The sequence below is a fragment of the Amycolatopsis arida genome (genome assembly GCF_900115565.1).
Taxonomy (GTDB): domain Bacteria; phylum Actinomycetota; class Actinomycetes; order Mycobacteriales; family Pseudonocardiaceae; genus Yuhushiella; species Yuhushiella arida.
On the sequence record NZ_FOWW01000003.1, the window covers coordinates 727,434 to 740,504 of the forward strand.

Below are 13,071 nucleotides of genomic sequence, written 5' to 3' on the forward strand. Positions count from 1 at the left end.
TTCGGCCGAGCCGATCGCCTCGTCAGCGGTAGCCCTTCACTCGAACGGTGCAACGGACGTTACGTTTCGCGGTGGGTCAGAAGACCGGTGCGCGGGTCAGCACCACGGCAAACCCGAATGCCAGGCCCATCACGGCCAGCTCGGCGGTCGCCCACGCGGCCAGCGCCGTGGGCTGGTGGCGCACGATCCGCGGCAGCAGGCGCCAGCGCAGCTGGGCGCCGAGCAGCGCGATGACGCCGACGCAGGCGGTCTTGAGCAGCACGAGCTGCCCGTAGGGAGTGGTGAGCAGCCCGGTCCAGAAGTCGATCGTCGGGTTGAGCGCGATTTCGACGACGCCGTTGAACAGCCCGGTGCCGGCGGCCAGCAGCAGGCACAGCGTGGCGAGCTTGGAGAACCGGGGCAACGCGTGCGCGAGCAGCGTGCGGTTGCCGACCAGCAGCACGGCCATGGCGCCCAGTCCGCCGGTCCACGCGACGGCGCTCATCACGTGCAGCTCCATCGAGATCATCGTGTAGTCGTGGTACGCCCAGTTCGACGCGTGCCCGGTCACCGGCAGCGGCAGCAGCGCGAAGAGCCCCAGCCCCACCCGGACCTCGGCCGGCACCTTCTCGCCGTGCCGCACGGCGAGCACGCCGAGTACCGCGTGCGTGAGCGCCAGCACCGCGACGATCAGCAGCGCCTTGCCGGCGCCGACGGTCGCCACATAGTCCCGCACGTCGCCCAGCCCGACGGTGCGGGCCTGCGGCCGGAACTCCGCGGTCTGCAGGATCAGCGCGACCAGCGCGGACACCGACCAGACCAGCGCGGACACCACCGCGGCCCGCCGGGCCCTGCGCAGCACCGGCTCGCTGAGCTTCGGCCGGTCGTAGCCGACCAGCACCGACAGCAGCGCGAGCCCGACGGTGGCCACCGCGGCGACGTCGAGCAGCACGCGCACGAGCGGGATGGCGACCGAGACCACCTCGCCGGGGTTCGCCACGCCGGGGATCGGCGCCGTCGCGGTGAGCGCGACGCCGACCAGCACCCCGACCACCGCCGCGACCAGCACGGACAGCAGGGGGCCGTAGCGGAAGGGCGAGGTGGTCTCGGTCCGGGTCATCGCCGCTTCCCGTTCCCGGTCACGAGTCCTTCCCCGAGTCCGCCGGGCCGCCGCCGAGGCGCAGGGCGAGGGTGAGCCCCACCCCGAGCAGCACCACGGCGCCGGCGATCCACACCCACACCGGGACCCCGCCGCCGGACCCGTCGTCGCCGGCGGGCGCCGGCGCGGCGGTGCCGGTCTGGGGGGCCTGGGCGGTGGTGCCGGCCGCCGCGGGGGTGCCGGTGCCCGGCTGGGTCAGGGTGAAGGTGAGCCGCTCGGCCACCGGGTGCCCGTCGGCGGACAGGATCCGGAACCCGATCGTGTACTCGCCGGCCGGGCCGAGCGGGCGCACCGGCGCGGTCACGACGTTGCCCTTCACCTCGATCGGTCCCTCGGCCCACTGGCCGCCGTCCGGGCCGGTCAGCGCGACCTCGTTGGTCCCGGCGTCCTGCACGTACTGGTCGAAGGTGAGGGTGATCCTCTCCGGCCCGGTCTCCACCGTCGCCCCGTCGGCGGGGTCAGAGGAGATCAACACGTTGTGCGCCAGCGCCGGGCCCGCCGAGCCGACCAGGGCGAACGCGACCAGCACGGCCGTGGCCAGCAGGCGCCTCACCGCTCCTCCTTCACGGCCGAGGTGGCCTTGCGCGCCCTCAGCAGGGCGCCCACGCCGACGCCGAGGCCCAGCGCGCCGACCGCGAGGCCGGCACCGCCGAGCCAGCGGGCGGTGTCGTCGTCCGCGTCGGCCGCGGCCTGGTCGGTGGTGTCGTGCTCGTCCGGCTTGCCCGTGCCGTGCCCGGCCTCCGAGGCCGGGGCGAGCTCGACGACCGGGGCCGGGTGCTCGGGCTCCTCGGCGCCCTCGGCCGGCGGCGGCGCGTCCCAGTTCACCACGTCGCCGTTGTCATAGGTCTGCGCGGCCGGCAGCACCAGGGTGTCGACGTTGGTGGGCAGCGGGCCCGCGGTGAACGGGAACTCCTGGTACTCGTCGTTGCCCGCGATCCTGGTGTCGCCCTGCGCGGTCCAGGTGATCTTGGTGGCCACCTCGGTGACCTCGGCGCCACGGCCGTTGCGCACCGGCTCGGACAGGGTGGTCTTGGCCACGTCCGCCGTCCAGCCGGGCACCGGCTTGGTGCGCACCGAGCTCAGCGCGTACTCGGTGGGGAGGGTGACCTCGAGCTTGACGGTGCCGGCGTCGGCCTTCTCGTTGGGGACCCTGAGCACGATGGCCCCGTAGCCGCCCTGCGCCGGCTGCTTGCCGTAGACGTTGGCGGTGACGTGCGCGGCGGCGACGCCGGTGGTGAGCAGGCCGGCCGTCGCGACGGCGGCCGACAGCACACCGGCCCGCCGAAGGAATCGGTTTGTCGACATGAAGAGTTCGCTCCTGAACGTGAAGGGGGAGCCGGCGGGCTCGCCGCCGGCGGGGAAACGCGGTTCAGGAGCGCCGCGGGGGCCCACGCCGGCCGCACACCCGCCGCAGCACCACCGACACCACCGGGGTCTCGCCGGTGGGCACCGGAACCGGGCGGGGCACCGGGCCGGCCGGGACGGGCGCCGGGTGCCACGCCACCGGCAGCAACCGGCGCGCGCTCGCCGCCACGACGAGCAGCAGTGCCTCGGCGCGGGCCAGCAAGAGCGCGGTGAGCAGGGTGGCACCCGCGTGCGAGGCGAGCATGCCGGGACCACCACTCGTGCCGGTGTGGTGGTTGGCCAGCTCGGTGAGCACGAGGTGCATCAGCAGCTGCGCGCAGCCGAGCACGGCGAGGATGCCCGGCGCGCCGCGGGCCTGGTCGGCCAGCGCGGTCGCCGTCCACCCGATCAGCGCGGTGAGCAGCAGGGTGAGCGAGAGGTTCGGCAGGCCACCATCGGCGGCCGCGTGTGCCGTGACCGCGAGCACGGCCGCGGCGCCGGCGAGCAGCGTGCCACGCACGCGGCGTGAGGGGCGGTGCCACTCGACGGGTCTGCTCACCAGGCAAGGGTATGGGACCCGCGCGTCCCACCACGACCGCCGGGTTGCGGGAGCCACCGCCGGTGGGCGGGCGGGGTCGTCAGCGGGTGAACCGCACGGACCTGGCCGGACCGAACGCGGTGCTGTCCGGCGGCATGACGACCACGCTCCCCGCGCAGCCCGGCTCGGGGTAGAGCCAGGCCCTGGCGTCGGTCCGGTTCTCGATCCGGGCCGCGTAGGACGGGATGGGTGGCAGGCCGTGGCAGTGGTTCAGCCGCGGGTTCACCAGTTCGAAGCGCTGGTCGAAGCGGAAGACACCGTTCGCGGTGCCGCCGGCGTCGGCCATGCCCGTGGTGAGCAGGGCGGTGGTCGTGACGGCCACGGCCGCCGCGGCGCGGGTGCGCGCGCGGGGCCGCACAGTGGACGACATGGGGTTCCTCCCCGGTTGGTGACCTCCTGGTCACTCGGGGGAAACGGTAGAAGTGGCTTAGCCCACCGCTCAACCGCCGTTCGGGTTCACCCCGAGGTGGCGCAGCAGCTCGGACTCGAGCCGGTCCAGCTCGGCGGCCACCGCTCGGTGCGCGGCCTTGCGCCGGATGGCCGGCATCCGCTCGGCGGCCCGCACCGACGCGGCCAGCGGCGCCAGCCGCTCCCTGGCCGCGCCGGCGAACTCGGTGTCACCGGCCGTCGCCCGCGGGGCCGCGGCCAGCTCGTCGAGGCCGTCGGCGAGCCCGGCGATCCGCGCGTGCAGCGCCGCGCCGTGGCCGCTGAACTCGGGCAGCCGGTCGACGTCGACGCCCAGCCGGCGGGCCTGGAAGCGGTCGTACGTCTCCCGCGCGGCGGCCGCGGCGTGCACCGCGAGCGGGGCCACCACGGGGATCACCGCGGGCCCGAGCACCTTGGCCACCCGCAGGGCGCTGCGGGCCCGCTTCTCCGGGGTCCGCTTCTCCCGGGGCTGCCCAGCGGCCTTGCGCGCCATCCGTGTCCACCTCCGTGTGCCAGCGGTGCGTGTCGGGGACGAACTTACTGGTCGCGCCACTGGCGAGCACGTCGGTGTCGTACCCGACTCGTAGAGTGAGGACGTGAGCTCGGAAGTGCTGTCGGAGGTGCTGCTGGACGCCGGTGTCGTGACGCGCTGCCGGCGTCGGGTGCATCTCGAGCACGACCCGGCGATGCGAAAGGTCGAGCTGCCGCCGCCGGACCCGACGATCGAGCAGCGGATCGCCGACGCGGCGGCACACCGGGCGGCGATCGCCGACCGGCTTCGGGCCGCCAACCCGGGACGCTGGGTGACCGTGCCCGCGGAGCTGCCGGCGACGGATTGGGTGTGGCTCACCGAGCGTGCACTGGCCGAGGGCGTGCCGTTCGTGTGGGGCGCGACACTGCCCGCGGACCGGGCGGCCGGCCGGCGCGGTGGGGTGGAGCTGCTGGTGCACACCGGCGCGGGCTACCTGCCGGTGCTGGTGGTGCGGCACCGAATCACCGACCGGGGCGAGGGCGCGATCACCACCGCGCTGACCGATCTGGACCCCGGCAACGCGGCCGTCGACCCGGAGCGGAAGGTGCGCTCCCAGCCGCGGGACCAGCTGCGGCTGGCGCACGTTCGGCGGCTGCTGGAGGCGGCGGGGCACGCCGAGCCGGGCCGGGCGCTGGGTGGGGTGATCGGGTTGGACGCCGACGTGGTGCTCTGGCACGACCTGACGGCGCCGACGTGGCCGGGCGGGCGGACGGCGCTGGAGGAGTACGACACGCGGTTCGCCGACCGGCTCGCGGTGGCGCGGGCGGCCGCGGGGCGGGCGGCGCCGCTGGCCGAGCCGTCCCGGGTGCTGGAGTGCCGGCGGTGCCCGTGGTGGTCGACCTGCGAGGCGGAGCTGATGCGGGCCCGCGACGTGAGCCTGGTGGTCCGCGGCGAGGACGCGGCGGAGCTGCGCAAGGCCGGGATCGCGACGGTGGACGCGCTGGCCGCGCTCGGCTCGGAGACCGAGCCGCCGGTGCCGTGGACGGGCGGGCCGTTCGCCGACGCGGTGGCGTTGGCCAGGGCGTGGCTGGCGGACCTGGCGGTGGTGCGCAGGGTGCCGGAGGTGGTGGTGCCACGCGCCGACGTCGAGGTGGACATCGACATGGAGAGCTTCGGCGACGCGGGTGCGTACCTGTGGGGGTGCCTGCTCAGCGGGGTGGACATCGGGATGCCGCGGGGGTACCGGGCGTTCGCGACCTGGGAGCCGCTGCCGACCCCCGACGAGGCGCGGTCGTTCGCCGAGTTCTGGGCGTGGCTGCGGGAGGTGCGGGCGCGGGCCGCCGCGGTGGGGTTGACGTTCCGCGCGTACTGCTACAACGCGCTGGCGGAGAACCGCTGGCTGTTCGGCTCGGTGGAGCGGTTCGCCGGGATGCCGGGCGTGCCAGGCCGGGCCGAGGTGACGGAGTTCGTGGAGTCGGAGGCGTGGGTGGACCTGTTCCAGTGCGTCTCCGACCAGTTCCTGTGCGCCCAGGGCAAGGGGCTCAAGGTGGTGGCCCCGGTGGCCGGTTTCCGGTGGCGCGACCCCGAGGCGGGTGGGGAGGCCTCGATGCGCTGGTACCGGGCCGCGGTGGGCATGGACGGCGGGATACCCGACCCGGGGCAGCGCGAGCGCCTGCTGCGCTACAACGAGGACGACGTGCGGGCCACTCGCGCCCTGCGGACCTGGATGAGCGGCCCGGCCATGTCCGAGGCCCCGTTCATGGCCGACCTCTGAGGTGGGGACGGCTCGTCCCCACCGCGCCCGAGGAATGAGTTCGACGTTTGGGGGCGCGGGTGCCGGGTGGGAGCCGAAGATGACCTTGGGTATCTGTGCGGTACCGAAGGCCATCGTGGTCCTCGTGTTCTGTCGAGGTCTCGGCCAGGACGCGAGGCTGCTGCCTGGGGAGCTCAATGCGACGCGGCGCCTCCTCGCGGCAAGGCTCCAGCCGTTCCACGCCGGGTCGGGCACGCCTCACTAAGCGCGGGGGCACCCGCTGTCCCGACTCCGGGTCGGGGCGCGCCTCACCACGGGTTGCAGGCTGCAGCCATTCCCCCTCCCCACCCCGATCCGAAGCCGCTGTGCGGTCGGCGGTGCCGTGTCAAGGCACGCTTTCCCGCCTTGACACGGTGCCGACGACCGTCAACACAATCAGGGCTTCGGGGTGGGGACCCACCACCCGCGACCCGGCAACCCCGACACGGGATGCACCCCCTGCGGGCCCGCGGGCCCGCGGGCCCGCGTGGCGCGCCCGGCGGCGCGGCACCCGCCGCCGTGCACCTGTCGGGTTGTCCCCATCCCCCGGTAGTGATCCACAGATTTCGCGCACCCCGTCCCCACCTCCCTGGCGGCGATATGCTGGAGCGGCTCGGCGACCCCGGGGTGGGCGGGGCCGCATCCTCCCCGCGGCTGGGCGGGGTGCACCGTCCCGCGTCCCCTTCTGAGAGCCGGCAGTGTCTGACGGGGTGGGGCTCGGGCCCAGGGCGCCTTCGGCGTCGCTGCGCGATTCGCTTCGCTCACCCTGGACCCGAGTCCCACCCCGCACAGGACCGGCACGGACGAAGGGGACGGGGGCAAACCAAGGCCACGCCACGCCTCGGGTGGGCCTGCCGCTCCACCCGGCCCGGCCCCAGCTCCACGGGGGATGCCTGGCGTTCCACCCGGCCCGGGCCCCCAGCTCCACAAGGGATGCCTGGCGCTCCACCCGGCCAGGCCCCCGCTCGCACCGGGACCGGGCACGGGGCGACACGGTCGGGAGGGAAGGACCTCACGGCGGGCCCTGTTCCGGGGTGCTGCCTGGCGCTCCACGGGCCGCCCAGGCCCCCAGCCTGTGCGGGGTCGGCACGGGCGAAAGGGACGGGGGAAGAAGCCCCAAGGCGAGCTCTGTCTCGGGTGGTGCTCGGTGTGCCCAACGGGCCCAGTCCCGGCCAGGACGGGCCGTTGACCGTGCTCGCGGGCACCCCAAACCTGACCGGTCCCACCCTGTGACAGGGCGATCCGCGACTCCGGGGCAGGTCTCGCGGACCGAGCCGTCTCAGCGGCCCACGGCGTAGCCCTGCATGCCGCGCGCGTTGGCCGCGGCGCGGAGGAGGCCGGTGGCCGGGTCGCGGGACACCGCCGACAGCCGTCCCAGTGCCCACGGCCCGGCGTCCACCACGTCGTGCCCGCGCTCGCGCAGCTCGGCGATCGCCGTCGCGCCGAGGCGGGACTCGACCACCACCTGCCGCGGCAACCAGGACCGCGGGTAGAACGAGCTCGGGAACGCCGTGGTGTGCCACGCCGGCGAATCGATCGCGCCCTGCAGGTTCAGCCCGCCGAGCACGTGCGCCAACCAGAAGCACACCTGCCACTGGTCCTGCTGGTCCCCGCCGGGCGTGCCGAACGCGATCCTGGGCTCGCCGTCGCGCAGCGCCATCGACGGCGACAGCGTGATCCGCGGCCGCTTCCCCGGCGCCAGCGAGTTCGGCAACCCCTGCTCCAGCCAGAACATCTGCGCCCGCGAGTCCAGGCAGAACCCCAGCTCGGGGATCGTCGGGCTGGACTGCAACCACCCACCGGACGGCGTCGCCGAGATCATGTTCCCCTGGGCGTCCACGACATCGATGTGCACGGTGTCACCGCGGGTCTCCCCGGCCCGACCGACCGTCGGCTCCCCGAGCGCCCCCGACACCGGCTCCGTGCCCCGCGTCCGCTCCAGCACCCGCGGCAACCGCGGGTCCGGCCCACCCGGCCGCAACTCCGCGCTCGCCTCGGCCCCCACCAGCGCGCGCCGCCGCTCGGCGTACTCCTCGGACAGCAACAGGTCCAGCGGCACGTCCACGTCGCCGTACCACGCTTCCCGGTCGGCGAAGGCCAGCTTCGCGCACTCGACCGCCAGGTGCACCGTCCGCGCCGTCGGCACACCATCCACATAGGACATCTCGTCGGCGAAGCCGCGCAGCATCAGCAACTGCTGGGCCAGCACCGGCCCCTGCGTCCACGCCCCGCACTTCGCCAGGCTCCACCCGCCGAGATCGGTGATCACCGCGTCCTCGTAGCCTGCCGACCATTCCGCCAGGTCCTGCCCGGTGAGCAACCCGGCGTGGTCGCGCCCGGAGTCGTCCCGGAACGCCTGCCGGGCGAAGCCGTCGATCGCCTCCGCGACGAACCCGTGCGACCACGCCCGCCGCGCCGCGTCGATCTGCTCCTCCCGACCGGACACCGTCTCGGCCTCCGCGAGCAGCCGCTGCCAGGTACGGGCCAGCGCCCGGTTCCGGTGCGGCGACCCCGGCTCGGGCGGCTCGCCGCCGGGCAACCACAGTTCCGCCGACGTCGGCCAGTGCCGGGCGAACAGGTCCGCCACCGACTCGATCGTCGCCGTCATCCGCGGCACCACCGGCACGCCCTGCCACGCGTACGAGATCGCGTAGCCGAGCACGTCCCGCAGCCGCTTGGTGCCGTGGTCCCGCAACAGGAGCAGCCAGGCGTCCCATGCGCCGGGCACGGTCGCCGACAGCAGGCCGCTGCCCGGGATCAGGTCGAGATTGAGGTCGGCGAAGCGCTCCGCGGTCGCGGCCGCCGGCGCCACGCCCTGCCCGCACAGCACCCGCGGCGTGTGGTCGGCCGCCGTCACGAAGATCGCCGGGACCTGGCCGGCCGGTCCGTTCAGGTGCGGCTCGGCGACCTGCAGGACGAACCCCGCCGCCACGGCCGCGTCGAACGCGTTGCCCCCGGTCTCGAGCACGGCCATCCCGGCCGCCGACGCCAGCCAGTGCGTGGACGCCACCATCCCGTGCGTGCCGATGAGCTCCGGTCTCGTCGTGAACACGCGGCAAGGGTACGGCCTTTTGTTTCGTTCGCTCAACTAACAGACTTCGGGAGTACCGAACTCCCGAGGTCCCACCCGGTCATGCCGTGGCCAGGCGCCGCTGCCGGGGCCGCCCAACACCCGTCCAGCTCAGTCCCGCCGCGAGCACCGTGTCCGGGTCGAGCAGGTTCCGGGTGTCCACCACCGTGTCGCCGGCCATCCGCGCCGCCATCGCCGCCCAGTCCAGCGCGGCGAACTCCGGCCACTCGGTGAGCACCACGACGACGTCGGCCCGCTCGGCCACCCGGTAGGGATCGCCGACCACGGCCATCCCGGGCAGCGGCTCGGCGACCGCGGGGTCGTGAGCGGTGACCACGGCGCCGTGCGCGCACAGTACCGACGCCACCGACAGCGCGGGCGAGTCGCGCAGGTCGTTGGTGCCCGCCTTGAACGCCAGCCCGAGCAGCCCGATCCGCGTGCCGGCCAGCGAGCCGCCGGCCGCCGCGGCGATCTTGGCAATCACCCGGTCGCGCTGTGCGATGTTCTCCGCCACGGTCGCGCTCAGCAGGCCGAAGTCGAACCCCACGGACTCGGCGATCCGCAGCAGCGCGCTGGTGTCCTTCGGCAGGCACGACCCGCCCCAACCCGGCCCCGGCGCCAGGAACGTCCGACCGATCCGCCGGTCGTGGCCCATCCCCTCGGTCACCGCGGCGACGTCGGCGCCCAGCCGCTCGCACAGCTCGGCGACGGCGTTCACATAGGACAGCTTCATCGCGAGGAAGCAGTTCGCCGCGTACTTCACCAGCTCCGCGCTCGCCGCGTCGGTCAGCACGGTCGGCGCGCCAAGGTCCCGGTACAGCCCGGCCACCCACCGCGCGGCCGCGGGGTCGGCCGAGCCGACGACGATCCGGTCCGGCCCGAGGAAGTCGGCCACCGCGCTGCCCTCGCGGAGGAACTCCGGGTTCGCCACCACCGCGACGTCGTCCCGGTCGAGTAGCCCGGCGATGCGCTCGGCGGTGCCCACCGGCACGGTCGACTTGGTGATCACCGCACACCCGGCCGGCAGGGCGTCCCCGACCTCGGCCACCACCGCCTCCACCGCGCGCAGGTCGGCCCCGCCGCCCGCGCCCATCGGCGTCGGCACGCACAGGAACACGCCCTCGGCGTTGGCCACCGCCGCCCTGGCGCCGACGACGAACGACAGCCGGCCGGCGGCGAGCCCCTCGACCACCAGCTCGGGCAGCCCCGGCTCCAGGATGTCCACCCTGCCGGCGGACAGCCGCGCGACCTTGACCTCGTCCACGTCCACACAGGTCACCCGGTGGCCGAGGGCGGCGAGGCAGGCGCCCGTGGTCAGTCCGACGTAGCCCGTGCCCACCACCGCGATCCGCGCTGTGCCCATGCGGTGACCGTCGCAGCCACAGTTGACCACCGCGCGAACGGGACGAAACACCACCGCGTACTCAGGAACAACGGGTGCGCACGACGGGTGACGAGGCACACCCGTCGCGCGCATGCGAACGGGCGTTAACCTGTGCCCAAACCGGATGGCCCCATTCCGGCCCCAGTTCGAGGAAGGAGCCGCAGAAACATGCAGATCCAGGACACCGCGGCGGTCGTCACCGGAGGTGCGTCCGGTCTCGGTGGTGCCACCGTCAAGGCACTGGCGGCCAAGGGCGGCAAGGTCTTCGCGCTCGACCTCGCCGCGTCGATCGAGAAGGCGGAGCAGGTCGACGGCGTGACCTACGTCGAGGCGGACGTGACCAGCGAGGAGCAGGTCAGGGCCGCGGTGGAGCAGGCAGCCGGCGCCGGCGTGCCGCTGCGGATCGTGGTGAACTGCGCGGGCGTCGGCTGGGCTGGGCGGATCCTGTCCAAGAACGGCCCGCACGACCTCGAGCTGTTCCGCAAGGTGCTCGAGGTGAACACGCTCGGCACCTTCAACGTCATGCGGCTGGCCGCCGACGCCATCGCCAAGACCGACCCGCTCACCGACGACCAGCGCGGCGTCGTGATCAACACCGCCTCGGTGGCCGCGTTCGACGGCCAGATCGGGCAGATCGCCTACGCCGCGTCCAAGGGCGGCGTGGTCGGCATGACCCTGCCCGCCGCGCGGGACCTCGCCCGGCACGGCATCCGGGTGATGACCATCGCGCCCGGGATCATCGACACCCCGATGCTGGCCGGCGTCACCGAGGAGTTCCGCGCCGGGTTGGCCGCCGGCGTCCCGTTCCCGCAGCGCCTCGGCCGGCCGGACGAGTACGCCCAGCTCGCCGTGGACATCGTCGAGCACGACTACCTCAACGGCGAGGTCATCCGGCTCGACGGCGCGCTGCGCATGGCCCCCCGCTGACCGCACCGACCAACGCCATGCATGGGAAGCGCTCAGCCGGCGGTGGGGTCCTCGGCGATCACCCAGTACTCGACGAACCGGTCACCGGCCACCCTGAGCAGGTCGTGGCCGTGGAACTCGACCGGCCGACCCTCGTAGCGGCCCCGGCCGACCCACCGCGCGGCCACCAGGTCACCCTGCGCCACCGGGCCCACGACGATCTCGAACCGCATGTCGTCGACCATCGCGCGGCCCTGCCGGATCACCTCGGCCAGCTCGGCCGGCCCGTGCACCGTCCGGCCCGGCCAGTGACCGATGAAGTCGGCCGACACCACGTCGGGCGCGAGCCGTTCCAGCTCGGCCGGGTCGGTGTTCCACAACCCGTGCAGCCAGTTCTCGTACTTCACGTCCCCTCCTCGTTGGCACTCGTCTGCGGCGTTCGCCGGGCTGTTGTGTCGAACGGTCCTGCGTCGAACGGTTCGCTCGCGAGCTCGCTCACGTCTGCCACAGCCAGAACTCCACTCCCTGGTCGTCGACACAGTCCGCGGTGCGGCCGTACGGCTCCCGCTTCACCTCGCGCACCCGGCCGCCGTGCTCGCGTACCCGCTCGACGGCGGCGTCCAGGTCGTCCACCGCGTACATCAGCTTCCAGCCGCGGTAGTCCTGGCCGCCCCACACGCCGGCGTCCGGCAGGCCGGTGCCCGCCGCGGACCAGGCCCGCGGCACGGTCCCCGGGGAGAACCGCCAGCCCAGGACGGCGCCGTAGAACGCCTTGGCCGTCTCGTCGTCGGGAACGGTGAAGGTGAAGTACGCGGCCTCGCCGTGCTGGGGCGTCGGGTGGCCGGCGGACGAGTGGCGTGGGGCCTGCGCGACCAGCCAGCGCTGCCCGAACGGGTCGGTGATGTTGGCCTGCCGGCCGTGTCCCTCGTCGCGCGGCGACACCACCACGCGCCCGCCCCGGGCGGCGGCCCGCTCGACCGCGGTGTCGACGTCGGACACCTCCACCCGGATGGACGCGCCGCCGGCGGTGGCCGCCACGTGCTCGATCTCCGGGAACTCCTCGGCCAGCATCAGCACGGCGTCACCGATGGCCAGCTCGGCGTGGCCGATCCGGCCGTCCGGCATCACCACCGGGTCACCGCGGCGGGTGGCCCCGAACACCTCCTCGTAGAACTCGATCGCCCGGTGGGCGTCGGGCACCGCGAGATACGGGACGAGCGAGTGGTACTCGGCGCGCGCGGGCGCCTCGGTCGTGGTCATGTCGGCTCCACCTTTCGTCAGGATCTCGCGCCGCAGCCGCTCGCGGAGCGTCGCGGCGAACTCCGGATCCGGTTCGATCGGGTGATGCGGCCGGCGGAGGGCTTCCAGCGGATCGGTCATCGCGGCCCTCCCTCCTCGCCGGCGTGGGTGTCCTCGTAGGCGGCCCGGAACGCCGCGCGGGCCCGCACCAGCAGCGCCTCCGTGGCGTGCACGGTGCGGCCGAGGTGCTCGGCGACCTCGGGCACGGGGAGCCCGTCGACGTAGCGCAGGGTGAGTGCGGCCCGGTGGTGCGGCCCCAGCTGGGCGAGCACCTGGCGGGCGCGCAACGCGTCGAGCTCGGCCTCCCACGGGTCGACCGCCTCCGGGGCGGCGTCGTGCACCAGCTTCAGCCCGCGTTCCTCCCGCTCCCGGCGCCGCCAGTGGTCGGCCAGCTTGTGCCGGGCGACACCGATCAGCCACGGCACGGTCACCGGACCCGCGCCGGGCTTGCGGGCCGCGCCGACGGCGCCGAGGAACGTCTCCGAGGTCAGCTCCTCGGCCAGGGATCGGTTCCCGCATCGGGACAGCAGGTAGCCGTAGACCTCGGGCAGCGCCGCCTCGTAGATCTCCAGCAGCGCGAACTCCGGGTCCCGCTCCACCCGTGGCTCGCCCACCCGGCTCACCCGCCGGCCGGCCGCGGCC

The 13,071-nt window shown here is 74.4% G+C and carries 13 protein-coding genes; 2 read left to right on the forward strand and 11 right to left on the reverse strand.

The window, feature by feature from the left end:
• Positions 1 to 76: 76 nt before the first annotated feature.
• The 6 genes from BM051_RS12945 to BM051_RS12970 form a co-directional block, all read right to left on the reverse strand.
• On the reverse strand, positions 77 to 1,099 hold the full coding sequence (locus tag BM051_RS12945; RefSeq protein WP_092530304.1) for a copper resistance D family protein: 1,023 nt from the start codon (positions 1,097 to 1,099) through the stop codon (positions 77 to 79).
• Positions 1,100 to 1,118: 19 nt separating this feature from the next.
• Positions 1,119 to 1,691 (reverse strand): copper resistance CopC family protein, encoded by a 573-nt coding sequence (locus BM051_RS12950; protein WP_243859409.1) that lies wholly within the window; start codon positions 1,689 to 1,691, stop codon positions 1,119 to 1,121.
• The gene (locus BM051_RS12955; RefSeq protein ID WP_092530305.1) at positions 1,688 to 2,443 is read right to left on the reverse strand and encodes a YcnI family copper-binding membrane protein; all 756 of its coding nucleotides are present in this window, start codon (positions 2,441 to 2,443) and stop codon (positions 1,688 to 1,690) included. Before BM051_RS12955 ends, BM051_RS12950 begins: the two co-directional genes overlap by 4 nt.
• A 64-nt stretch (positions 2,444 to 2,507) precedes the next feature.
• Positions 2,508 to 2,990, reverse strand: a complete 483-nt coding sequence (locus tag BM051_RS12960) for a hypothetical protein (protein WP_177216928.1) — start codon at positions 2,988 to 2,990, stop codon at positions 2,508 to 2,510.
• Positions 2,991 to 3,120: 130 nt separating this feature from the next.
• On the reverse strand, positions 3,121 to 3,450 hold the full coding sequence (locus BM051_RS12965; protein WP_134046045.1) for a hypothetical protein: 330 nt from the start codon (positions 3,448 to 3,450) through the stop codon (positions 3,121 to 3,123).
• A gap of 69 nt (positions 3,451 to 3,519) precedes the next feature.
• A complete protein-coding gene (locus BM051_RS12970) occupies positions 3,520 to 3,999 on the reverse strand; it encodes a DUF6474 family protein (RefSeq protein ID WP_092530308.1) in 480 nt (159 codons plus the stop codon).
• Between the two features lie 115 nt (positions 4,000 to 4,114).
• On the opposite strand from BM051_RS12970, the gene BM051_RS12975 reads away from it, so the two are divergent.
• Positions 4,115 to 5,752 carry a TM0106 family RecB-like putative nuclease gene (locus BM051_RS12975; protein WP_092530309.1) on the forward strand — a complete coding sequence of 546 codons (1,638 nt, stop codon included), beginning with the start codon at positions 4,115 to 4,117 and terminating at the stop codon, positions 5,750 to 5,752.
• Between the two features lie 1,297 nt (positions 5,753 to 7,049).
• Here the strand turns inward: BM051_RS12975 and BM051_RS12985 are convergent.
• Together BM051_RS12985 and BM051_RS12990 are read right to left on the reverse strand one after the other, a co-directional pair.
• Positions 7,050 to 8,822, reverse strand: a complete 1,773-nt coding sequence (locus BM051_RS12985) for a gamma-glutamyltransferase family protein (protein WP_092530311.1) — start codon at positions 8,820 to 8,822, stop codon at positions 7,050 to 7,052.
• A 79-nt stretch (positions 8,823 to 8,901) separates the two neighbouring features.
• Entirely contained in the window at positions 8,902 to 10,203 is a 1,302-nt protein-coding gene (locus BM051_RS12990) for a UDP-glucose dehydrogenase family protein (protein WP_092530312.1), read from the reverse strand.
• Between the two features lie 189 nt (positions 10,204 to 10,392).
• Here BM051_RS12990 and BM051_RS12995 point away from each other — a divergent pair, with 189 nt between their 5' ends.
• A complete protein-coding gene (locus tag BM051_RS12995; protein ID WP_092530313.1) occupies positions 10,393 to 11,151 on the forward strand; it encodes an SDR family NAD(P)-dependent oxidoreductase in 759 nt (252 codons plus the stop codon).
• Positions 11,152 to 11,183: 32 nt separating this feature from the next.
• Here BM051_RS12995 and BM051_RS13000 read toward each other — a convergent pair whose 3' ends face one another.
• From BM051_RS13000 to BM051_RS13010, 3 genes are all read right to left on the reverse strand, one after another.
• On the reverse strand, positions 11,184 to 11,537 hold the full coding sequence (locus tag BM051_RS13000; RefSeq protein ID WP_092530314.1) for an ester cyclase: 354 nt from the start codon (positions 11,535 to 11,537) through the stop codon (positions 11,184 to 11,186).
• Positions 11,538 to 11,625: 88 nt separating this feature from the next.
• Positions 11,626 to 12,510, reverse strand: coding sequence for a VOC family protein (locus BM051_RS13005; RefSeq protein ID WP_092530315.1), 885 nt, complete (start codon positions 12,508 to 12,510; stop codon positions 11,626 to 11,628).
• Positions 12,507 to 13,043: an RNA polymerase sigma factor gene (locus tag BM051_RS13010; RefSeq protein ID WP_092530420.1), complete on the reverse strand. Its 537-nt coding sequence runs from the start codon at positions 13,041 to 13,043 to the stop codon at positions 12,507 to 12,509. The genes BM051_RS13005 and BM051_RS13010 overlap by 4 nt, the downstream gene beginning before the upstream one ends.
• Positions 13,044 to 13,071 lie beyond the last annotated feature (28 nt).

Bases quoted from the DNA above. Each gene is read 5' to 3' on its own strand.
- BM051_RS12945 (WP_092530304.1), bottom strand. From the start codon at position 1,099: ATGACCCGGACCGAGACCACCTCGCCCTTCCGCTACGGCCCCCTGCTG.
- BM051_RS12955 (WP_092530305.1), bottom strand. From the start codon at position 2,443: ATGTCGACAAACCGATTCCTTCGGCGGGCCGGTGTGCTGTCGGCCGCC.
- BM051_RS12965 (WP_134046045.1), bottom strand. From the start codon at position 3,450: ATGTCGTCCACTGTGCGGCCCCGCGCGCGCACCCGCGCCGCGGCGGCC.
- BM051_RS12970 (WP_092530308.1), bottom strand. From the start codon at position 3,999: ATGGCGCGCAAGGCCGCTGGGCAGCCCCGGGAGAAGCGGACCCCGGAG.
- BM051_RS12990 (WP_092530312.1), bottom strand. From the start codon at position 10,203: ATGGGCACAGCGCGGATCGCGGTGGTGGGCACGGGCTACGTCGGACTG.
- BM051_RS12995 (WP_092530313.1), top strand. From the start codon at position 10,393: ATGCAGATCCAGGACACCGCGGCGGTCGTCACCGGAGGTGCGTCCGGT.
- BM051_RS13005 (WP_092530315.1), bottom strand. From the start codon at position 12,510: ATGACCGATCCGCTGGAAGCCCTCCGCCGGCCGCATCACCCGATCGAA.